The organism is Variovorax sp. RTB1 (assembly GCF_035018765.1).
GTDB lineage: Bacteria > Pseudomonadota > Gammaproteobacteria > Burkholderiales > Burkholderiaceae_C > Variovorax.
Window position 1 is genome coordinate 1 of record NZ_JASJXG010000065.1, and the last position, 21792, is coordinate 21792.

The window sequence follows — 21792 nt, forward strand, 5'->3', positions numbered from 1 at the left end:
CCCCCCCCACGACTGGCAGCAGCAGCGTCGGCCGACGCCGCTGCTGCGGCAGTCGCTGCCGTCGAGTTGGGGATGCGCGGCGTCGACGCGTCTTGTGTCGATGCAGTGCGCGAGAGGTCTTTGACACCGTCTTTCTTGCCGCCGGTGCGATCGAGCAAGGCGACACCGAGCGCGGCCGAATGCGAGTCGACCGTGCCCGTGTCCTTGACGGTTCCGACGCTCTTGACGGTTCCGGTGTAATTCACGGTTTCGGGCAGTGCGACGGCCTTTGCAGCTGCGCTCGCGCCATCACCGGTCAGGCCGGCGACCGTACTGTCGGGCAGCGTCGATGCGCCGCCCCGGCCCGGCGCGCTCGACAAGCCATTGCCCGCTTGCTGGGCCAGGGCCATCGCGGCCGATCCGGCATCGAGCGCCGACGATGCGCTCACGGCGTTCAGATTGCTTTGCGCCAGCAGCAGTGCCGCCGCGTCGGCGGCCGGCGTCGGCACGGGAGGCGCGGTCGGTGTCGCGTTGTCAACTGCGTTGGTTGCCGCGTTGCTGACCGCATCAGTCGACGCAGCTGAAGCCGCTGAGGCAGCTGAGGCCCGCTCACGCCGATCGGCCTTCTCGCGATCGGCGGCTGCAGATGCGGCGTCGGAAGGAGATGCACTGTCGGCAGTGGCGCCCTGCTCTGCGTTGCGGTCCGCGCCACCGTTCGATTGCGCTGGCCTCGACGCTGCCATCGCGTCCGCGTTCGGCTCCCGATCGGCCGAAGCCAGCGCCGCCGCAAAGCTGCTCACGCCGTCCGCGTTGTCGTTCGAACCCGATCGTCCTCGCGCTGCGCCGGACGCCGCCGGCACTTCGTTGCTGCGTGAAATTTCGATCGCCATCAGAGTCCTCCCATCACGCCGCCGGCAAGGCGACGGTATTGCAATGCGGCCTGCTCGTCCGACACCTTCTGCTCGCGGCGATCGGTCAGGCGGCGTTGCTCGGCCTCGCGCTTGGCATGCAGTTGCACCAGACTTTCGCGGCGCGTTTCTGCCACGCGCATGCGGTCGGCCATCAGCGCGACCTGGTTCGCCTGTTGCGTCACCGCGCTCTTCTGCAAGCCGATGGCGTGCGTCAGGCGCTCCATGAACTGATAGTGATGGGCCATGATTTCCGGCGTCACCCGCGCGGACTGCACCTGCCATCGCGTCATCGTTTCCTGCGCGTAGGTTTCGAGCTGATCTAGCTGCACCTGCGTCGCGAGCCATCCCTGGCGCGCTTGCGCCAGGCGCTGTGCCGCGGCATCACGTTCGCTCGTGGCCAAAGACACGGCGGTCTGCAAGGCACTCAGGTTCGACATGGTTGGGCTTTCGGGATCGGAGGAGTGAAATACGGGGAGGTCATGCAGGTCATGTGCGCGTTTAGCTTCGACCCACCGTCTGCGCCATCGCGCCCACGCTCGCGCCGAGCGTCGCGGCTTCGTACATGTCCTGCTGCAAGAAGGCGGTCATCGCGGGCTGCAGGCGGATCGCTTCGTCGAGCGCCGGGTCGCTTCCTGCTGCATAGGCGCCGAGCCGCACCAGGTCGCGGCTTTGCCGATAGCGCGCATACACCGCACGAAAGCGGCGGGCGCAATCCGTGTGCTCGCGCGGCACCACGTTGTGCATCACCCGCGAGGCCGATTGCTCGACGTCGATCGCCGGAAAGTGCGCCTCCTCGGCGAGCGAGCGCGACAGCACGATGTGCCCGTCCAGGATGGCCCGCGCCGCATCGGCAATCGGGTCCTGCTGGTCGTCGCCCTCCGACAGCACGGTATAGAAGGCAGTGATCGAGCCGACCCCGTTCAGCCCGTTGCCGCTGCGCTCGACAAGTTGCGGCAGCTTGGCGAAGCACGATGGCGGATAGCCCTTGGTGGCAGGCGGCTCGCCGATGGCCAGGGCGATCTCGCGCTGCGCCATCGCATAGCGGGTGAGCGAATCCATCAGCAGCAGCACATGCTGGCCGCGGTCGCGAAAGTACTCGGCCACGGCGGTCGCGTACGCGGCGCCCTGCATGCGCAACAGCGGCGGCGCATCGGCCGGCGCGGCCACCACGACCGAACGTGCGCGGCCTTCATCGCCCAGGATGTCTTCGACGAATTCCTTGACCTCGCGGCCACGCTCGCCGATGAGGCCGACCACGATCACATCGGCCTCGGTGTAGCGCGCCATCATGCCGAGCAGCACGCTCTTGCCGACACCGGAGCCAGCGAACAAGCCGATGCGCTGGCCGCGCCCCACGGTGAGCAACGCGTTGATCGCGCGCACGCCGGTGTCGAGGGGTTCGCGCACGGGAGCGCGGTCCATCGCGTTGATGGGCTTGCGGTCCAGCGGCTCGGCGCTGACATCCGCGAGCGGACCTTGATGATCGAGCGGCGTGCCTTGCGGGTCGACCACGCGGCCGAGCAGGCCGGTGCCCAGCGGCAAGCGCAGCACGCCGACACGTGCCGTCACGTCACGCTCGGGTTCACCGAGCCGCGGGATCGGCACATAGGGAGGCGCCGGCATCACGCTGGCACCGCTGGAGAGTCCGTGCACATCGCCCGCCGGCATCAGGAAGGCACGTTGATCGGAGAAGCCGACGACCTCGGCCAGCACCGGCGGCTGATTGCCCATGCGCACCAGACATTGCGAGCCGACCGGCACGCGCAACCCGGCGGCTTCGAGCACCAGGCCGGTCAGTCGAGTGAGCGTGCCGCGCAACGCCAGCCCCGCGTCTTGCGATGCGCGCGCGTGCGCGTCGGCCATGAAGCGTTGCCAGACTTCCTGCTCAGGCGGCATCGCTCTTTGCTCCATTGCTCTCCTCGTGCCACGGCATCGACAGCCCGAGGCTCGCCACCGCACGCGACCAGCGCGACGCCACGCTGCCGTCGACCACCGCACCGGCCGATTCGACCAGGCAATCGCCGGGCTGCACTGCGTTGTCGGAGAGCACGGTGACGGGCTGACCGGCGAACTGCGCACGCAATGGACCGTCGAGCAAATCGAAGTCGACGGGCGACAGCCGCACGGTGGCGCTGCGGCCATCGGCGAGCAGCAACGACAACGCCTCGTGCACCACGGGTTCGAGCGAATTCGGGTCGGTCGCGAGCTCGTGGCGCAGCACCTGGCGCGCCAGGGCACAGGCGATTTCTAGCGTGCCGCGCGCAATCGATTGCTGCGCTTCCGCGAGGCCGGCCTCGGCGGATTGCAGCAACGCGGCGAGCCGGCGTGCCGCCTCTTGTCCTTCATTGGCGCGGTACATCGCATGCTGGGCTTCGGCCTCGGCCAGCGCCTGCGCGCGGCCCGCCGCAAAACCTTCTGCGTGCCCTTCGGCATGGGCCGCGCGCAAGGCCTGGGGATCGGAGATGCCGCTCTCAGGCTCGCCGCTGTCGGGGGCTACCGCGCCGAACTGCCAGCGCGCGACATGTGCGATGTCTTCGCTGGCGATCAGCCCGCGATTTCGAAGATTGTTCAGGCTTTGCATCGCTTAGACCATGCCGCCTTCGGCACCACCGCCCAACACGATCTGCCCTTCGTCGGCGAGGCGCCGCAGCGACCGCAGGATTTCCTTTTGCTGCGCCTCGACTTCGACCAGCCGCATCGGCCCGCGCGACTCCAGGTCTTCGCGCAGCGACTCGGCCGCACGCGACGACATGTTCGACAGGAACTTGTTGCGCAGCGGCGGCGCCGCACCCTTGAGCGCGATGATGAGCGTCTCCGACGCCGTTTCTTTCAGCAGCATCTGGATCGACTTGTCGTCCAGCTTCATCACGTCGTCGAACACGAACATCAGCTCGCTGATCTCGGATGCCAGATCCGGGTCGTGGTTGCGAATGGCCTCGATGACCTGCGCATCGACGCCATTGCCAAGCAGGTTGATCATGCCGGCCGCCGTACGGGCACCGCCGCGCGAAGCCGTCAGCACCTTGGCGCCGTTGGCCAGCACGCGGAACATCACTTCATTCAAATCTTCGAGTGCGGCAGGCTGGATGCCTTCGAGCGTGGCGACGCGCAGCAGCACTTCGGCACGCTGCTGCTCGGGCAGCTTCACCAGCACCGCGGCGGCGTGCTCGGGCTCGAGGTGCACGAGGATGGCCGCGACGATCTGCGGATGCTCGACGCGCAACAGTTCGGCGACCGACGGCGCATCCATCCACTTCAGGTTTTCGATGCCGCTCAGGTCGGCCTTCTGCAGGATGCGGTCCATCAGGATCGACGCTTTTTCTTCGCCCAGCGCGTGCTTCATCACGGCGCGCACGTAGTCGCCGGTGTCGGCCGCGAACAGGCTTTGACCAGCGGTCGCGGTGACGAAGCGGTCGGCCACCGCACCCAAACGTTCACGCGATACCGCGCGCGTCTTCGAAATGGTTTCGCCCAGCTTCTGCACTTCGCGTGGAGAGAGGTGGCGCAGCACATCGCCCGCCTCGATCTCGCCCAGCGACATAAGCAGGATGGCGGCGTCGTTGAGGCCTTGTTCGTCCATGGCGATGCGACTCTCAGGCCGACGCGGCCGCGGCGTCGTCGCCGTTGACCCATGTCTTCACGATGTTGGCGACGGCGACCGGATTCTGTCGCGCCATCTGGCGCGCGCCTTCGAGCCGCGCCTGTTCGGCTGCTTCCGGCCGCGGCAGCGCTTCGGCCACCGAGGGCGACGACAGCGAGGGACGCTGCGGCGTGTCCGCCACCATGGCGTTGAGTTGACGGCCGGGTTCGTTGGTCAGTTGCTGCGGCGGCTGCATCGCCGCCAGCGTCTTCAGGCCCGGCCGCACCAGGCCGAACAGCACGATCGCGCCGATCAGCACCAGGCCGACCGGCCAGGCGAAGCTGCGCGCCGTATCGAGCATTTCGGGGTTCTTCCAGATCGGTACCTCGGCCACTTCGTTGCGCTCGCTCAGGAACTGCGCGTTCATCAGGTTCACCGAATCGCCGCGGTCCTTGCTGAAGCCGATCGACTCGCGCACCAGCGCCGTCATCTGTTCGAGCTGCTGCGCCGACAGCGGGGTCGAGGGGCCGGCCTTGCCCTGGGCATCGGCCACGTTCTGGTAATTGAGCACGACCGCAGCGCTCAGGCGCTTGATCTGGCCGGTCGCATTGCGCACCGTCTTCACTGTCTTGTCGACTTCGTAGTTGGTGGTCGACTCGCGCTTGCTCGGGGGCTTGGCCGCCGCTGCACCCGGCGCGGTGCCGGTCGGCGACAGCGGTGCGGCGGCGCCGTTGATCGGGGTCGACGACGGGCCGGGTGGCTGGTTCGACGTGGCGCCGGGCACGCCCGAAGCCGGTGCGCCGGCCGCGCCGGGGCCGGTGCTCTCCACCGTCTGCTGGCTGCGCACAGCGCTGGCATCGGCGGCCAGGTTCGGCTTGTGTTCTTCGAAGGTCGCTTCGGTCTGCGAGAAGTCGACGTCCGCCGTTACCTGTGCCTTGACGTTTTGACGGCCGACCACCGGCTCCAGCATTTCAAGAATGCGACGGGTGTACTGCTGCTCGATCTGCTGCACGTACTGAAGCTGCTGCGCATCGGCACCACTGCCGGGCTCGCTGGTTGCCGAGAGCAGCTTGCCGGTGTCGTCGACCACGCTCACCGCAGCAGGCGTCAGCTCCGGCACGCTCGAAGCGACCAGATGCACGATGCCGGCGATCTGGTTGCGCTCCAGCGTGCGGCCCGGGTGCAGGCTGAGCAGCACGGAAGCGGTCGGCTTTTGTTGTTCGCGGAAGAAGCCGTTTTGCTGCGGTAGCGCAAGATGAACGCGCGCGCTTTGCACCGAGTTCATGGCCTGGATCGATCGGGTGAGTTCGCCTTCGAGGCCCCGCTGAAAGCTCAGCTTCTCCTGGAACTGCGTCATGCCGAAGCGGTTGTTTTCCATCTGCTCGAAGCCGGCGACGGCCCCTTTGGGCAGGCCTTGCGAGGCGAGGCGAAGGCGCAGGTCGTAGACACGATCGGCCGGCACCATGACGGCGCCACCGCCCTCGGAATATTTATAGGGCACGTTCATCGTCGCGAGTTGCGCGATAACGGCGCCGCCATCCTTGTCGCCCAGGTTGGCGTAGAGCACCCGCCAATCCGGCTGCCGACCGATCACGATGGCCGCGATGGCGACCGCGACGAGCAGGACGACGCCGATGGCGAAGCGGATGCGCTGGCGGGGTGCCAGGCCTTCGAACTTGCGCGACCACGGCGCAGCAGTGGCGAGGGGGACAGGTATTTCAGCGACGGCGGACATGGGCGGTGGGTGGGTGCGGCAGCAAGCCGGTCGGCTCTTTGCACGAGACGATTATTCGGGCCGGCCCGTTCCGCATAAGCCCGATAAGGCGCCGCTTTCCCGCTCATTTCCCGCCCATGCCCGTCCGCTGCCGAATTAGCATCATCGCCATGGACCTCCGCCTCACCCCCGTTACCGCACCGCTCACCACGCGCCCGGCCGGGGCCGCCCGCGCCGTCACCGGATCGACCGGTGCCACGCAGGAAACCGGCTTTGCCGGGGCCCTGTCGGGCGCTTTGAAAGCAGTGAGTGCATCGCAGGGCGACGCCACCGCATTGCAGCGCGAAGTGCAGCTCGAAAATCCGAATGTCAGTCTGGAGCAGACGATGGTCGCGCTGCAAAAGTCGCAGATCGGGTTTGCTGCAACTTTGAATGTGCGCAACCGGATGGTGCAGGCTTACACCGACATCATGAATATGCAGGTCTGAGGGTGACCCTCTCCCGGAGGGAGAGTGGATAAAAACCCGTCAGTGAATCAACTGCAGCTTGGCGTCGAACATCTCTGCGAAGGTGCTGAGCCACGGCTCGGCCAGGATGCGGATCTCGGCGTCGTTGCGCAGGATGCGCTGCATGATCCGCGACTTCTCGGAGCGAAGGTCTTTGGGGAGGTCTTGCGACTTCGCCAAAAACCGCAGCTGCTCGATCAGCACCGCGCAGGCGCCTTCGCAGCGCACGACGTCGTCCCAGTCTTCTCGGCGCGCCGCATCGAGCATCTGCCGGCTCGAGCTTTCGATTGCCTTGTAGTAGTCCATCAAATCGTCTTGCATGGGACCTCCGGTCACGCCCTCAAGCGGGTTGGCCGACGCTCGGTCGACCGATTTCTTTCCAGCCCTGCGCCACCGGTGCGATGAGGGCAGCGACTTCAGCGAGCATTTCGCCGTCGTTGCGCACATTGGCGAGCGTCAGACGCTCGATGCAGTAATCGTAAAGGGAAGCGAGCCTTTCGGCCAGCGCGCCGCCGCGTTCATTGTCCAGGCCCGCCTTCAGCCCTTCGTCGAGCAGGCGCACCGCCCGCATGATCTGAATGCCCTTGGCCGCCACGTCGCCGCGCTGCAACGCGCCGCGCGCCGAAGCAAGCGCCACCACCAGACCGTCGAACAGCAAGTCGATCAACTGGTGCGGGCTGGCGAACTCGACGCTCGACTGGACGCCGACGTTCTTGTAAGCCATTGCGGCGCGGAGGCTGGGCGGGGTGTACATGGTGTGTTCCTTAATCTGCTCTGCTGGTGCGCAGCATTCACTTCACACTCTAGTTATCGGCATCCGCCCGCTGAACTCAACGACCATTTGTAGGTCATTTGGTCAGTTGGCCCTCAGCCCGGCGACTTGTTCCATTGGGCGATCTGTTGGGTGATGTAGGTGTTGAGCGCGGTGAGCGAAGCCATCTTGGTGTCGAGCGCGGTGTATTGCTTCCGCATATTGGCCTCGACGGTTGTCAATCGGTCGCTCAGCCGGTCCTGGCTTTTTCCGTTGGTCGTCTTCTGGCTTTGTAGTGAGGTGGTCTTGGCGGCGATCGTGCCGGCGCTGCCGATGGCGCCTGAAAGGAAAGCCTTCATGCGGGTGGCAAAGCCGGTTTCGCCATCCGACGCGACGTTGGTAGCGGAGCTGAAGAATTTGGCTGCCGCTACCGGGTCTTTGAGTGCAGCGGCGAGCTTGGTCGAGTCGGCCGCGAGATCGCCGCCACCGTCCTTGGATATGGAGATGCCCAGGTCCGACAGGCGGTGCAGTGTGCCTGTGCTGCCGCCCGACATGGCGCCCACCAGCCGTCGCATGGCGGTCTGCAAACTGGTGGTGGTCGAGTCGCCTTGCAGCAGCGCGCCGGTCTTGGTGGTCGCGTCGTATGCCGTCGCCTGGTTGAACATGTCGTTCATCGCGTTGTAGGCCTTCACGAACGCGGTGATGGCCGTGGTTTGGGAAAAAGTGTCGTTGGCGACCGTGATGTCGACCGGCGCCGTCGTCACTTGCGACAGCGTGAGCGTGAGGCCCGGCACCGTGTCCACCAGCGTGTTGCTGGCCGAGTTCAGCGCTACGCCGTTGAGGGTCGCCTTGGCATTGAGACCGTACTGAACTGCATTGGCCGCCATGCCGGCACCGCCCGACGGATTGTCGAAAGACAGCGCGGCCAGGCTGGGGCCCGTCGCGCCAGCGGCATCGGTGCTTTGCACACGGAAGCCCGCCGCTTCCCCGGTGGAAGACGAACGCAGCAGCAAGCGCTCGCCCGACAAATCCTTGAGCACGGTGGCGGTCACGCCCGCACCGGCCGAATTGATCTTGCCGGCGATGGTCGACATGCTGTCGCCTTCGGCCACCGTCACCGACATGGCAGCCGCGCCGCTTGCGGTAAAGGCCGGCGTCGTGCCTGCCCAGGTACCGAGCTGAATGGACAGCGTGCCCGCACCAAACCCGCTGCCGGCTGTCACTCCGCTGGAGGCGACCGATTGCGCGCGTGCGAGCTGAGACACCTCGAGACTGAAAGACGTGGCCAAGGCGCCGGTGCCCGACACTGAGGCCGATACGGCCGTAGCGCTCGACGAAGACGCCGACTTCGTGTTCCAGGTCGCAGGCAACGCGAGCGTGGCGATCGCATCGTTCAATGTCGACATCTGCGAAGAGATGGTGCCGAAAGCCGATATCTTGCTGTCGAGTGCCGTCGCTTGCGTCTGCAATGCGGTGAGCGGCTTCTTTTCGATCGCCATCAACTTGGTGACGATGCTCTCCACATCCAGACCGCTGCCCAGACCCGCCGATGAAACGGTCGCCATATCTTTTGCTCCTGCGGCCGAATGGCCAAAAAGCGGCGAACGGGAAATCCGTTAGCCGCTGAATGCATGCGTGGCGCCACCGCCATCGCACGCTGGTTTTCTGTGAGCTCTCTATTACTTGAGCAGGCTCAGCACCGATTGCGGCAGCTGGTTGGCCTGGGCCACCATCGCCGTGCCAGCCTGTTGCAGGATTTGCGCGCGCGACAGGTTGGCCGTTTCAGCCGCGAAGTCGGCATCCTGGATCCGCGAACGCGAGGCCGAGGTGTTTTCCGAATTGGTCTGCAGGTTCGTCACGACCGAGGTGAAGCGGTTTTGAACGGCGCCCAGTTCTGCGCGGCTGCTGCTGACTTGCGTCAGTGCGGCATCGACGATTTCCATCGCTTGCTGCGCGCCCTTGACGCTGGTGACGTCGACGTTGGACAGGAAGCTGAAGTTTGCGGTCGCAGCAGCGGTGACTGCGGTGTCCGCAGTTCCACCCAGGCCCACTGCGGTCACGCCGCCTGCCAACGTGCCGGCAGTCACCGTGAAGTCCTTGTTGGCCTTCAGCGATTCGAGCGTGACAGCACCGGTCGTTGCATCTGCAGTAGCGCGCAAGCCGGTCTCACCCATCTGCGCGTTGATACCAGCCGCAGTGGTGGCGCCGACTTGCGCTGCGGTATCGGTGAGCTTGTAGTTGACGGTGTTGATCGTGACGCCGTTCAGCACCAAGCCGGTCAGCGAGCCAGGCACCGTCGCTGCGGCTGTGGCACCTGCCGCTGCAGCACCGACCCGGTCAGCGGCGAACTTGACGTTGCCCAAGGCGCCGGCCGTGCTGTTGGCGATCTTGCTTACGCCGATGGTCTGGCCCGAATTGGCACCGACCTGAAAAAGCTGGCTGGAGAACGAACCGTCGAGCAGCTTGGTGCCGTTGAAGTCCGACTGCTTGGACACACGATCGATTTCCGATGTGAGCTGGGTCACTTCAGCCTGGATCGCCGTGCGGTCAGAGGTCGAGTTCGTTGCATTGGATGATTGCACCGACAGTTCGCGAATGCGCTGCAGGTTGTTGCCGATTTCGCCCAACGCGCCTTCAGCGGTTTGCGCCAGCGAGATGCCGTCGTTGGCGTTGCGCACGGCCTGGTTCATGCCGCGGATTTGCGAAGTCATGCGATCCGAGATCGCCAGGCCGGCAGCGTCGTCCTTGGCGCTGTTGATGCGGAGGCCTGAAGACAGGCGCTGCATCGAAGTAGCGAGCGACGACTGGCTGGAGTTGAGATTGCGCTGCGCCGTAAGCGAGCTGATGTTGGTGTTGATAACTGAGGTCATGGAGAAGTCCTTTAGAGCTGAATAAATCCGGCATCGCTGCCACTGTCACGCCAGCAAAGAGACTGGCCGCCTGGCGGATCGCATTCGTGACCCGTTGGTTTTGTTTTCGGATCGAACTGCGACTAGCTTGAGAGGTATATTTTTCGTAACTGACCCTTTAGAAATCGCCGCAACGGCAGATGTGAGGGCGACCGATGCAGTTACACACGGCCCGCGAATCAAGGAGAAAACGTGTCTGTGCCGCCACAGACCATATAGATGAGCCAACTAAGTCACGCTTTGAACAACGGCGTGTTGTCAGCGCTTTTCCGGCCGTCACATTTACGGTGTGAGTGGAAATGAATACCTTGTGATTCAAATCGACCAAAGTCTTACGCAAATGTGTATTCATAAAGTTCACATGAATACTTTGGGTGTAGGCAAATGAATGACATATCGACACATTTCGGAGACGTCGTTAACAGTTGTTAACCTATTAAAGTTTTTGTAACGCTGGTCAGAATCGGCTTTAACGCAACCCGGACGACGTCCTACGAAAGCACCGATATGACCAGCGAGCAAATCCTTGCCGAGATTCGTGAAGCCAACCTCACTTACCTGATGCTGGCGCAGAGCCTGATCCGCGCTGACAAGGCGCAAGCCCTGTTCCGCCTCGGCCTGCCGGAAGAATCGGCCGACCTGATCGAAGCACTCTCCCCTGCGCAGATCATGAAGATCGCATCGGGCAGCATGTTGCTGTGCCGCTTCCGCGCCGACGACGACATGGTCTGGAGCCTGTTGACCAATCACAACGTCAACGCCCGCACTGCCAACGACGCGACGACGCGTTTGCATGCAGGCATCGTGATGGCCGGCCGCTACGCTGCCGAAACCATCGCTCCCTGAAACAGAGCGAGAGACACCGACATGGCCACTTCCAAAAGCGTTCTCGGAGATTCCCGGCAGATCGGGCGCGCCGTCAGCCTGATCAACCTCGGCGCCCGCTTGCAGGTGCTCGAAAGCGAAACCGAGCTCTCCTACGAGCGGCTGTTGCGTCTCTACAAGGAAGTGGCGGGCAAGTCGCCCTCCAAGGGCCAACTGCCTTTTTCGACCGACTGGTTCTTGACCTGGCAGCCGAACATCCATGCGTCGCTGTTCCAGAACATCCATACCTACCTGGCCAAGACGAGCGACCTTGAACCGGTCGACGTGCTCATCAAGGCCTACCAGCTCTACACCGAGCAGATCTCCTCGTGCGACATCGAGCCGCAACTGTCGATCACGCGAGCCTGGCGCCTGGTGCGCTTCATGGAGAACAACATGCTCGCCATGACCCAGTGCTCCAAGTGCGGCGGCCACTTCGTGACCGAACCCTACGAAAACGCCAGGCACTACGTCTGCGGCATGTGCGTGCCGCCAGCGCGAGCAGGCAAAGGGTCGGCGGCGGGCGGCATTCATTTGCAGTAATTCTGCGAGGCCGCACCGGCCACAAAGATTCGATAAGGGCCCCTGAACGGGCCCTTTTCAATGGAGTGCGGCGAGATCGATGCGTGCCAAATCGCTGCATGCGCGGAGCAATGTCTGCTGCCGCTTTTTACATGTCACTCGTGCCTTGAACTGATCACTCCCCCATGTTCGTCATCATCGGTTACGTCGTCGCGCTGGGCTGCATTTTTGGCGGCTACATCATCCACGGCGGAAACATCGGCGTGGTGCTGCATGCGTTGCCGATCGAGATGATGGTGATTGGCGGTGGTGCCATCGGCGCCTTCATCGTGAACAACCAGCCGAAGGTGCTGAAGGCCACGCTGCAGGCGGTACCCAAGGCCTTCAAGGGCAGCAAGTACACCAAGGCGCGCTACATGGAGCTGATGGCGCTGCTCTACGACATTCTTCAGAAGGCGCGCAAGGACGGCCTGATGTCGATCGAAAAAGACGTCGAAGCACCACAAGACTCGGCCATCTTCCAGAAGTACGCGACCGTGGGCAAAGACCATCACGTCGTCGAGTTCACCACCGACTACCTGCGCATGATGGTCTCGGGCAACCTGAACGCCCACGAGATCGAAGCGCTGATGGACAGCGAGATCGAAACCCACCACCAGGAAGAGCACGCACCGGTCGCGGCCATCGCGCGGCTGGCTGGCGGACTGCCGGCTTTCGGCATCGTGGCTGCCGTGCTGGGCGTGGTCAACACCATGGGCTCGGTCGGCCAGCCACCGGCGGTGCTCGGCGCGATGATTGGCTCGGCGCTGGTCGGCACCTTCCTCGGCATCCTGATGGCGTACTGCATCGTCGAGCCGTTCGGCGGCCTGCTCGAGCAGAAGGCCGAAGACGCCTCCAAGGAACTGCAGTGCATCAAGACCACCTTGCTGGCCAGCATGCAGGGCTACAACCCGACGACCGCGATCGAATTCGGCCGCAAGGTGCTGTTCTCGACCGACCGCCCGAGCTTCAGCGAGCTCGAAGCCCACGTGAAGAAGAAGTGACGACATGGCCACCAGCCCCGGTACCAAGAAGCTCCAGCCGATCATCATCAAGCGGGTGAAGAAGACGGCGCACGCCCACCACGGCGGCGCCTGGAAAATCGCCTATGCCGACTTCGTCACCGCGATGATGGCGTTCTTTCTTTTGATGTGGCTGCTGGGCTCCACGGCCAAGGGCGACTTGCAGGGCATCGCCTCTTACTTTCAATCGCCGCTCAAGGTCGAGATGGCGGGCGGCTCGGGCGCCGGCGCCAGTTCGAGCATCGTCACGGGCGGCGGCAAAGACTTGACGCGCACCGTGGGCGCGGTCAAGCGCAACGACGGCAGCAAGGGCAAAGAGAGTGCACCGCTCAACATCGAAGACCCGAAGCGAGAACAGGCCAAGCAGGACGCGCGTCGCATGAACGAGTTGCGAGCCAAGATGGATGCATTGATCGCGGCCAACCCCAAGCTGCGCGACTTTCGCTCGCAGATCAAGATGCAGGTGACCATCGACGGGCTGGAGATCCAGATCGTCGACGACCAGAACCGCCCGATGTTCGACACCGGCAGTTCGCTGGTGAAGCCGCAGATGCGCGACATCCTGCATGAGATCGGCAGCGCGCTCAACGGCATCGAGAACAAGGTCAGCCTGGCCGGCCACACGGACGCCACGCCTTACGGCAACGGTGATCGCGGCTACGGCAACTGGGAGCTTTCGGCCGATCGCGCGAACGCGTCGCGCCGCGAGCTCGTCGCCTCGGGCATGCCCGATGACAAGCTGGTGCGCGTGGTCGGCTTGGCCGCCAGCGACCTGCTCGACAAGGACAACGCGATGGCGCCGGTGAATCGGCGCATCAGCATCACGGTGCTGACGCACGAGGCCGAATCGCGACTGCTCGGCACGCCGCGCCTCGATGCGCCGGATGCGGTCAAGGCCATCAACGACCAGTTGGCTCGCGACCACGACAAGGCCGCATCTTCTTCGTCACCCACGAACTGATCGACGAATAGACAGGCACTCGCGCCGCTTATCGGCGCTTCGTTTTCGCCCCCGCTTCGGACAATGGCTGGCACACCCAAAAGCCCGCCATGGAATCCAGCAGTCAGGACCGCCGCCTCCCCGCCACGCAACGCAAGCTCGATCAGGCTCGCCGTGACGGCCAGGCTGCGCGCTCGAAAGACCTGCCGCATCTGATCGTTCTCGGCACCGGCGCTGTCGCCCTGCTGCTGTTGGCACCGACCGCCTTCGAGCGCATGCGCAGCACGCTGGCGCATGCATTCCACTTCGACGCGCACAGCATCGCCCAACCCGGCGACATGCTGGCCCGGCTCACCTCGTACACCAACCTCGGGCTCGCGGCCTGCGCGATCTTCGCGGCCATCGTGCTGTTCGCGGCCATCGCCGGCACCGTTGCGACGGGCGGCTGGGTCGCCAGCATGAAGTCGATCACGCCCGACCTGAGCCGGCTCAATCCACTGTCGGGCATCGGCAATCTGGTGTCCAAGCAGCAGCTGGTCAACGTCGCCAAGCTGGTCTTCATGTCGGCGCTGCTGGGCACCGTCGGCTACATGTTCGCGGCGGGCTCGCTGCACACCATCGCGCAGCTCGCGATGCAGCAGTCGGCCGCCGGGCTGGCTGCGCTCGGCGACTGGCTGGTGTCGGGCATGAGCCTGGTGATGCTGGTGGTGCTGGCCGCGGCCGTGATCGACGTGCCGCTGCAAAACCACTTTCACCGCGCCAAGCTGAAGATGTCGCACCAGGAAGTGCAGCAGGAGCACAAGGAAGCCGACGGCAACCCGCACATGAAAGGCCAGATGCGCCGCAACGCGCGCGAGCGGGCGCAGCGCAGCAGCATCACCGCCGTGCCGCGCGCCGACTTCATCCTGATGAACCCGACGCACTTTGCCGTGGCGATGCGCTACGACGAGCAGACCATGAGCGCGCCGCAAGTGATCTCCAAGGGCGCCGATCTGCTCGCCATGAAGATCCGCGACATCGCCAAGGAGCATTCGATTCCGATCGTGCAGTCGCCGATGCTGGCGCGCGCCTTGTACGCGCACGCCGAGCTCGACCAGCCCATTCCGGCCAGTCTTTTCACCGCCGTCGCGCAGGTGCTGGCCTATGTGTATCGCCTGAAAGCCGCACTGCGCGGTGAAGCGCCGATGCCGCTGGTCGTGCCGGAGCCTTTCGTGCCGCCGGAGCTCGATCCGCTGAACAAAACGCCCAAGCAACCGAAGAACCCGAAGCAACCCGTCGAAGGCACTGAATGAATCCGGACCTGATCCGCCAATGGTTCGGTGCGCAGGGCGCGATGTTCCAGCGCGCCGCGGCGCCATTGCTCGTCGTCGCCATCCTCGGCCTGATGGTGCTGCCGATTCCGCCCTGGTTGCTCGACACTTTCTTCACCATCAATATCGCCGTCGCATTGATGGTGATGATGGTCGCCGCGTACATGGTGCGGCCGCTGGACTTCGCGGCATTCCCTTCCGTGCTGCTGCTCACCACGCTGATGCGGCTGTCGCTCAACGTGGCCTCGACACGGGTCGTGCTGCTCGAAGGCCACACCGGTCCGGGCGCTGCCGGCGCGGTGATCGAAGCCTTCGGCCACTTCCTGATCGGCGGCAATTTCGCGGTCGGTTTGATCGTGTTCGCGATCCTGGTGGTCATCAACTTCGTGGTGGTGACCAAGGGTGCGGAGCGCATCGCCGAAGTGTCGGCGCGCTTCACGCTGGACGCGATGCCCGGCAAGCAGATGGCGGTCGATGCCGACCTCAACTCCGGCAACATCGACGAGAAAGAAGCACGGCGCCGTCGCCTCGAAGTGGCCGAAGAAGCCAACTTTTTCGGCGCTATGGACGGTGCCTCCAAGTTCGTGCGCGGCGACGCGATGGCCGGCATTTTGATCCTGATCATCAGCGTGATCGGCGGCTTCACCATCGGCGTGCTGCAGCATGGCCTGCCAGTGGGCAAGGCGGCCGACACCTACGTGCTGCTGGCCGTGGGTGACGCACTGGTCGCGCAGATTCCGGGCCTACTGATCTCGGTTGCCGCGGCCATGGTGATCTCGCGCGTCGGCAAGGAAGAAGACGTCGGCCGGCAGATCGTGCAGCAGCTCTTCACCTCGCCACGCGTGCTCGGCCTGACCGCCGGCATCCTCATCTTGCTCGGCATCATCCCCGGCATGCCGCACGTCGTGTTCCTGGTGATGGGCGGGCTGCTCGGCTACGGCGCATGGATGATCTCGCGGCGTCCGCCACCGGCCGTCGATGCGCCTGCGCCACCACCCGCGGCCGATGCAGAAGCCACCTGGGACGACCTGCAACCGGTCGACCTGCTCGGCCTCGAACTCGGCTACCGCCTCATCGCGCTGGTCGACAAGAACCGGCAAGGCGACCTGCTCATGCGCATCAAGGGCGTGCGCCGAAAGTTCGCACAGGAGGTCGGCTTCCTGCCGCCCGCGGTGCACGTCCGGGACAACCTCGAACTCAAGCCGAGCGGCTACCGCGTGACCTTGCGCGGCGTGATGGTGGCCGAGGGCGAAGCCTTCCCCGGCATGTACCTGGCGATCAATCCGGGCGGCATCAACACGCCGCTGATCGGCACTGCGACGACCGACCCGGCCTTTGGCCTGCCGGCGCACTGGATCGAGGAACGCCAGAAGGAAGCCGCGCAAATGGCCGGTTTTACCGTCGTTGATTCACCCACCGTGATGGCGACCCATCTCTCACACTTGATGCAGGTTCAGGCAGCGCGCTTGCTGAGCCGCACCGAAACCCAACAACTGGTCGAACACGTGAGCAAGCTGGCCCCCAAGCTGATCGAAGAAGTCGTACCCAAGCTGGTACCGATCTCGACGTTCCAGAAAGTTTTGCAGCTGCTGCTCGAAGAGTCGGTTCATATCCGCGACATCCGCACCATTGTCGAAACGTTGGCCGAACAGGCTGGCCAGACCACCGACCCGGCCGAGCTGGCGCGCCGTGTGCGCGTGGCGCTGTCGCCGGCCATCGTGCAGCAGATCTACGGCCCGACGCGCGAGCTCGACGTGATCGCCATCGAGCCCGGCTTCGAGCGGCTGCTGGTGCAGGCGCTGGCCAATGCGCAAGCTCCGGCGCTCGATCCTGGCGTGGCCGAACTCTTTACCCGCACCGCTGCCGAAGTCGCGCAAAAGCAGGAAGAGCTGGGCGTACCGGCCTGCTTGCTGGTACCCGACGCCATCCGCAGTTCGATCTCGCGCCTGGTGCGCCGCGTTGCGCCCCGTTTGCAAGTGCTGGCGCACAGCGAAATTCCTGAAACCCACACGATCCGCATCGGCCCGATCCTTCGAGGTGCTTCCGCATGAATATTCAACGTTTTCTCGCACCGACCGCCCGCGAGGCATTGGCCAAGGCACGTGCCGCCTTCGGTGACGACACGCTGATCCTGTCGAACCGCCAGCTGCCCGACGGCGTCGAAGTGATGGCCGCGACCGAAGCCGCGCTGGCGCTGATCGACAGCAACACGCCAGAACATGGATCGGTCGAAATTGCACGCCCGGCACCGGTCGCAGCACCCAGGGCCATCGTCGAAGCGGTCGCCGCACCCGCGCTCGACATCGGCGTGCAAGCCGACACCGAGCAGCTCGCGATGAGCACGCTGTCGTTCCAGGACTATGTGCGCGAGCGGATGCTGCGCCGTCAGCATGAAGCGAGCGTGCCGGTCGTTGCGGCTGTCACCGCAGTTGCATCGCTGCAAGCCGCACCCGCAGCCGCACCGGCACCCGCCAAAAGCGCTGCCAAGCCCGATTTTCAGATCCTTTCATCGCCCCCGGTCACCGTCGTGGTGAACGACTTCATCGCTTCCACTGCGACGCCTGGCGCGCCGACCGCTTCGGTCGTGACCGAACCCGCCCCCGCCGCCGCCGCCACATCCCCCGACCTGATGGCGCAGCTGCAGTCGATGCAGGCCATGATGGACCAGCGCTTCAGTGCGCTCGCGTGGCTCGGCCAGGCGCGGCAAGACCCGATCCAGTCGAACCTGATGCTGAAGCTGGTGCGTGCCGGCTACTCGCCCGGCCTCGCGCGCTCGGTGCTCGAAGCGATGCCCGCTTCACTCGAAGCCGGCGACGCAGTGCGCTGGCTCCTCGGCTCGCTGGAGAACCGGCTCAGCTCCAAGACCGTGCAGCCGTCGATCCCCGAAGAAGGCGGCGTGTTCGCGTTAATTGGCGCCACCGGCGTCGGCAAGACCACCAGCGCCGCCAAGCTGGCCGCGCTCGGCGCGCAATTGCACGGACCCTCCGGCGTCGGCCTCATCACGCTCGACACGCAACGCGCCGGGGCGCACGAACAACTGCGCGCCCATGGGCGCAGCCTCGGCGTCGTGGCGCATCTGGCGCACGACCGTGCCGCGCTGCAGGAGTTACTGCATCTGTTGATAGGCAAGAAGGTCGTGATCATCGACACCGCCGGCGTGGCGCCGCACGATCCGCGTCGCCGCGATCTGCTCGACATGCTCGACGTGCCGAATGTCAAGCGCGTGCTGGTGCTCAATGCCGGCGCGCATGGCGACACGCTGGAAGACATGGCCATCGCATTCAAGCTCGGCGGCACGCGCCAGGCCATCGTCTCGAAAATCGACGAAGCCGCCAAGCTCGGCCCGGTGCTCGATGTGCTGATGCGCCACGAGTTCACCGTGCGCGGCATCGGCAACGGCCAGCGCGTGCCCGAGGACTGGAAGGTCGGCGATGCACGCGGCCTTATCCGCGCCTCGATGCAGGCAGCCCAACGCTCGGCTTTCGACCCGAAGCCGGTCGACATGCCCTGCTACTTTTCACCGGCCGATTGCGGCGCCTGAACTTCGACGCAATGCTCGCCGTTACCGCTTCCCAGATGTACAACCCCCAAGGCCGACTCGACCGCGACGGCTTGATTCGCCAGTACGTGCCGTTGGTGCAGCGTCTCGCGCACCACATGATCGCGAAGCTGCCGGCCAACGTCGAACTCGACGACCTGATCCAGGTCGGAATGATCGGCCTGGCGGACGCCTTGTCGCGCTATGAAGCGAGCCAGGGCGTGCAGTTCGAAACCTTTGCGACGCAGCGCATTCGCGGTGCGATGCTCGACGAGCTGCGCGAAGGCGACTGGCTGTCGCGCGGCTCGCGCAAGAGCCAAAAGCAGATCGAGCAGGCGGTGCACAAGCTGGAGCATCGGCTTGGCCGCTCTCCGGTCGAATCGGAAATTGCCGCCGAGCTCAAGATGCCGCTCGACGAATACCAGGCCCTGCTCGGTCGCGTGCGCGGCACGCAGTTGGTCTACCTCGAAGACATCGGTGCCGGCAGCGAAGACTCCGACGGTTTTCTCGATCGGCATACCGCCGACACGGAGGCCGATCCACTCAGCCTCTTGAAAGACCAGCGCCTGAAGAAGGCACTGGTGGTGGCGATCGACGGTCTGCCGGAACGCGAGCGCTTCATCATGGGCATGTATTACGAGCAGGACATGAACCTGAAAGAAATCGCTGCGGTGCTCGGCATCACCGAGTCGCGCGTGAGCCAGTTGCACAGCCAGTCGATCGCACGCCTTCGCGCGAAGATGCGCAGCCACTGACGCTGCTAGACGACGCGCGTCAGTCGGGCCGCTTCACGCACGACACCTGGCGCGGCACACCGGTTTGCTGGTCGCCGCCGATGATCTTCTTCACTTGGCCGGCAGGACACTGGCCGTCGTCGACGTAGACGATATCGCCGCGGCGTACCGTGCCCTTGGCAGGCACTTCCTTGAGAATTTCGGTAGGGGCACAAAAGGCAACGCCGGCTCCTGTCAAAAACCAGCCGATGCATGCTGTCTTGACCATTGACATTAGAACCATCCTGTTCTCCTTCAAGATTGTTACTTCGACAGTTCCAGTGACAGTGTGATCAGTGATCCAGCGTCGACCTAACCAACCTTGAGCCGCAGTCGATCTCAGGCAAGAGATTCATTCCCCAAAGTCTCAAAAAGGCTAATGAGGTTATGAATCCGAGTGCTCGGATCAAGACTGCCGGCGGTTTCAGCCTGCTCAAGTGCCCAGTCGGCGTTCGCACGCGCGACCGGTAGTCTCGAATACAACTTTTCGAAAAGGCCCTTGCAATCCCCCTTTGCGTAGCCTCCCATTCCATCTTGCTTGCGCAACTCGTCTATAGCGCGATCGGCGGCAGATTTTGACCCTACAGAAGAGTGAGGTCGACGCGTCCGTTTGAAGTGGAGGATCAACCAAAACTCGTAACACGGGTAGGAAACGATCAAATTGACCCCGAAGCCGGCAGCGAGCGCAACCGCTTCGTCAAAGTTGTGATGTGTATCTCGGTCAATCGCGCAATAGATTGCGTCGAAGCGACGATTTCTGCTAATCGCCTCTCGAACAATCCCAACGGGGTCTGTCCACCGAGTATCGGCAAGTTCAATCTTTGCGTAAGCACGGTAGTGCAACGCCGCTTCGCGGAGATAGGTCTGAGACGACTTGGAATCCTCACACAAAATGAGGACGGTGGGGCTTTGCTTCAAGCGAGCTCCAGGTCGACCGTAAGAAGAAAGAGATCGCGCCATCACTGTTTGACGAAGGGAAGTCCGCGATAGCGTCCCTCGTAGTAGCGCTTCTCAATGTCTTCGCTCGCACGTCCCTCAAAATCATGAACGGATCGAAGCCGTGTTGCGCCATTGGTATCGCGCTCAGTAATCCAAAATTGATCTCGACGCAGAATCTTCGCATCCATCAGATGCGTGTCATGTGTTGTAAAAATTAGCTGGCTTGATTGCTCGGCATCGATTTGTCTCTTTATCAGGGCGCTCACGATATTTGGATGCAGACTTGAGTCAAGCTCGTCGACGACCATCACGCCACCACTCACACCAATACGTTTCGGCACGCGCAGCGACCAAGGCAACCAAAGGCCGACCAGATTCTTGGTGCCTTCCGACTCGTCTTGGAATGCAATGTCCGCTTCACCCAATGCAGTTTGGTGCGTAAACATTGTTTGATTTCTTGTGACTTCGGCGAGTTCATCGCCATTCGCCGCACCAGCTAACTGCGCAATTAGAACGTTCGACATGAGCGCGCGGGCAGACGGTGGAAACTTAAGCTTATGAACCCTTATGTGAGATATAGGCACGTCGACATCTCTCAAAAACTCGGCGAGATCTTTTCCGTGAATCGGGCTGTCGCCAATCAAGCTCTGACTTTGATCGGCCATACCGCTCATCGAGCCGATCAGAAATCGCATGCCATCTCGAAGCCATTCGAATGCTGGCCGCAGCAGCTTCATCGACTCGCTACTATTTCCAACAGCTTGAGCGAGGAACAACGATCTTGGCGGAGTAAGCTTAGTCCACGTGTCTAGCAGAGATTGTCCAGCCTCAGACACGAGAGACGGCCCAAACGAATAAACATCTGATTCGCTTTGGTGAGTCCTATCGAAGAGTAATTGCTCCTTGCCCTTTGGAAAGGCAGTAAGACGCTCGCTGAATATTCGACTCTGCGTTGCAGATGCTTCAAATATGTAGCGCACTTGTTCCGCGATGAAATGAATCTCAAAGACGCTCGGCTTTGTCGACAGCGCCGGGTCGAAGCGAAAAGGCGAAACTGGCAATGTCAACGTAGAGGTTGGCTCGCGCCCCAACATCAGTTCAATCACCCACAACGCGCGAAGCAAGTTTGACTTCCCTGACGCATTCGGGCCGTAGATCACGGCCACCTTGAGCAGCGGCGGAAATTTGATCCCGAGCAAGTCGGGGACAAACGTGTTTTCCTTTTTATGAAGTCGCGGTGCGGCGACCATCGAAAAGGTCTGGCGCTCTCGAAACGAGCGATAGTTTTCCACGGAGAATTCGATGAGCATGCCAAATTGTGGCGCCAATCTCGCAAAATTGGCTCGCTTCGCGATCGAAATCCGCGTCAGCTGCAGAAAAGCCGCAGTTGAGACGTCTTCATCTTCGCGACTCTCTGTATGACGATTCGTTGTCGTAACAGCGCCCAGGTCGCGATTTGCGCAGCACAAACGAAGAGCCGCGGCGTTCTCCGAAC

At 63.5% G+C, this 21792-nt stretch carries 21 protein-coding genes and 1 pseudogene; 9 read left to right on the forward strand and 13 right to left on the reverse strand.

What is annotated here, in order from left to right; genetic code table 11:
• The 6 genes and pseudogenes from QN397_RS24295 to fliF all read right to left on the reverse strand — a co-directional run.
• Nucleotides 1-869, reverse strand: a pseudogene (locus QN397_RS24295) (hypothetical protein); the annotation flags it as partial.
• Nucleotides 869-1327, reverse strand: coding sequence for a flagellar export protein FliJ (locus tag QN397_RS24300; protein WP_323498652.1), 459 nt, complete (start codon nt 1325-1327; stop codon nt 869-871). The pseudogene QN397_RS24295 and the gene QN397_RS24300, both read right to left, overlap by 1 nt.
• A 61-nt stretch (nt 1328-1388) precedes the next feature.
• A complete protein-coding gene (fliI, locus tag QN397_RS24305) occupies nt 1389-2753 on the reverse strand; it encodes a flagellar protein export ATPase FliI (protein WP_409051325.1) in 1365 nt (454 codons plus the stop codon).
• A 22-nt stretch (nt 2754-2775) separates the two neighbouring features.
• On the reverse strand, nt 2776-3471 hold the full coding sequence (locus tag QN397_RS24310) for a flagellar assembly protein FliH (RefSeq protein WP_323498654.1): 696 nt from the start codon (nt 3469-3471) through the stop codon (nt 2776-2778).
• Between the two features lie 3 nt (nt 3472-3474).
• Entirely contained in the window at nt 3475-4470 is a 996-nt protein-coding gene (gene fliG / locus QN397_RS24315; RefSeq protein ID WP_323498655.1) for a flagellar motor switch protein FliG, read from the reverse strand.
• Between the two features lie 13 nt (nt 4471-4483).
• Nucleotides 4484-6205 (reverse strand): flagellar basal-body MS-ring/collar protein FliF, encoded by a 1722-nt coding sequence (gene fliF / locus QN397_RS24320; protein ID WP_323498657.1) that lies wholly within the window; start codon nt 6203-6205, stop codon nt 4484-4486.
• 149 nt (nt 6206-6354) lie between these two features.
• Here fliF and fliE point away from each other — a divergent pair, with 149 nt between their 5' ends.
• Complete coding sequence (gene fliE, locus QN397_RS24325) at nt 6355-6672, forward strand: flagellar hook-basal body complex protein FliE (protein ID WP_187053393.1); 318 nt, start codon at nt 6355-6357, stop codon at nt 6670-6672.
• Nucleotides 6673-6711: 39 nt separating this feature from the next.
• On the opposite strand, the gene QN397_RS24330 is transcribed toward fliE, so the two are convergent.
• The 4 genes from QN397_RS24330 to QN397_RS24345 all read right to left on the reverse strand — a co-directional run bounded on the left by QN397_RS24330 (nt 6712) and on the right by QN397_RS24345 (nt 10311).
• Nucleotides 6712-7011, reverse strand: coding sequence for a flagellar protein FliT (locus QN397_RS24330; protein WP_323498659.1), 300 nt, complete (start codon nt 7009-7011; stop codon nt 6712-6714).
• Between the two features lie 19 nt (nt 7012-7030).
• Nucleotides 7031-7444: a flagellar export chaperone FliS gene (gene fliS / locus QN397_RS24335; RefSeq protein WP_323498661.1), complete on the reverse strand. Its 414-nt coding sequence runs from the start codon at nt 7442-7444 to the stop codon at nt 7031-7033.
• A gap of 113 nt (nt 7445-7557) precedes the next feature.
• Nucleotides 7558-9006, reverse strand: coding sequence for a flagellar filament capping protein FliD (gene fliD / locus QN397_RS24340; RefSeq protein WP_323498662.1), 1449 nt, complete (start codon nt 9004-9006; stop codon nt 7558-7560).
• Between the two features lie 114 nt (nt 9007-9120).
• Complete coding sequence (locus QN397_RS24345) at nt 9121-10311, reverse strand: flagellin (protein WP_323498664.1); 1191 nt, start codon at nt 10309-10311, stop codon at nt 9121-9123.
• Nucleotides 10312-10857: 546 nt separating this feature from the next.
• On the opposite strand from QN397_RS24345, the gene flhD reads away from it, so the two are divergent.
• The 8 genes from flhD to QN397_RS24385 all read left to right on the forward strand — a co-directional run bounded on the left by flhD (nt 10858) and on the right by QN397_RS24385 (nt 19340).
• Complete coding sequence (gene flhD, locus QN397_RS24350) at nt 10858-11196, forward strand: flagellar transcriptional regulator FlhD (RefSeq protein ID WP_323498665.1); 339 nt, start codon at nt 10858-10860, stop codon at nt 11194-11196.
• 21 nt (nt 11197-11217) lie between these two features.
• Nucleotides 11218-11757, forward strand: coding sequence for a flagellar transcriptional regulator FlhC (gene flhC / locus QN397_RS24355; protein ID WP_323498666.1), 540 nt, complete (start codon nt 11218-11220; stop codon nt 11755-11757).
• A 164-nt stretch (nt 11758-11921) separates the two neighbouring features.
• Nucleotides 11922-12779 (forward strand): flagellar motor stator protein MotA, encoded by an 858-nt coding sequence (gene motA, locus QN397_RS24360; RefSeq protein WP_187053400.1) that lies wholly within the window; start codon nt 11922-11924, stop codon nt 12777-12779.
• 4 nt (nt 12780-12783) lie between these two features.
• Nucleotides 12784-13758 carry a flagellar motor protein MotB gene (gene motB, locus QN397_RS24365; RefSeq protein WP_323502189.1) on the forward strand — a complete coding sequence of 325 codons (975 nt, stop codon included), beginning with the start codon at nt 12784-12786 and terminating at the stop codon, nt 13756-13758.
• 89 nt (nt 13759-13847) lie between these two features.
• Nucleotides 13848-15029 (forward strand): EscU/YscU/HrcU family type III secretion system export apparatus switch protein, encoded by a 1182-nt coding sequence (locus QN397_RS24370; protein ID WP_323498668.1) that lies wholly within the window; start codon nt 13848-13850, stop codon nt 15027-15029.
• Complete coding sequence (gene flhA, locus QN397_RS24375; RefSeq protein WP_323498670.1) at nt 15026-17098, forward strand: flagellar biosynthesis protein FlhA; 2073 nt, start codon at nt 15026-15028, stop codon at nt 17096-17098. The genes QN397_RS24370 and flhA overlap by 4 nt, the downstream gene beginning before the upstream one ends.
• Nucleotides 17095-18588, forward strand: coding sequence for a flagellar biosynthesis protein FlhF (gene flhF / locus QN397_RS24380; RefSeq protein WP_323498671.1), 1494 nt, complete (start codon nt 17095-17097; stop codon nt 18586-18588). Before flhA ends, flhF begins: the two co-directional genes overlap by 4 nt.
• 35 nt (nt 18589-18623) lie before the next feature.
• Complete coding sequence (locus QN397_RS24385; RefSeq protein WP_187053405.1) at nt 18624-19340, forward strand: RNA polymerase sigma factor FliA; 717 nt, start codon at nt 18624-18626, stop codon at nt 19338-19340.
• A 19-nt stretch (nt 19341-19359) separates the two neighbouring features.
• Here the strand turns inward: QN397_RS24385 and QN397_RS24390 are convergent, their stop codons facing one another.
• From QN397_RS24390 to QN397_RS24400, 3 genes are all read right to left on the reverse strand, one after another.
• The gene (locus tag QN397_RS24390; RefSeq protein ID WP_323498672.1) at nt 19360-19602 is read right to left on the reverse strand and encodes a DUF6719 family protein; all 243 of its coding nucleotides are present in this window, start codon (nt 19600-19602) and stop codon (nt 19360-19362) included.
• Between the two features lie 95 nt (nt 19603-19697).
• Nucleotides 19698-20276: an RloB family protein gene (locus QN397_RS24395; RefSeq protein ID WP_323498673.1), complete on the reverse strand. Its 579-nt coding sequence runs from the start codon at nt 20274-20276 to the stop codon at nt 19698-19700.
• A gap of 41 nt (nt 20277-20317) precedes the next feature.
• The coding region (locus tag QN397_RS24400; protein WP_323502191.1) for an AAA family ATPase at nt 20318-21792 on the reverse strand (1475 nt) is incomplete at its 5' end.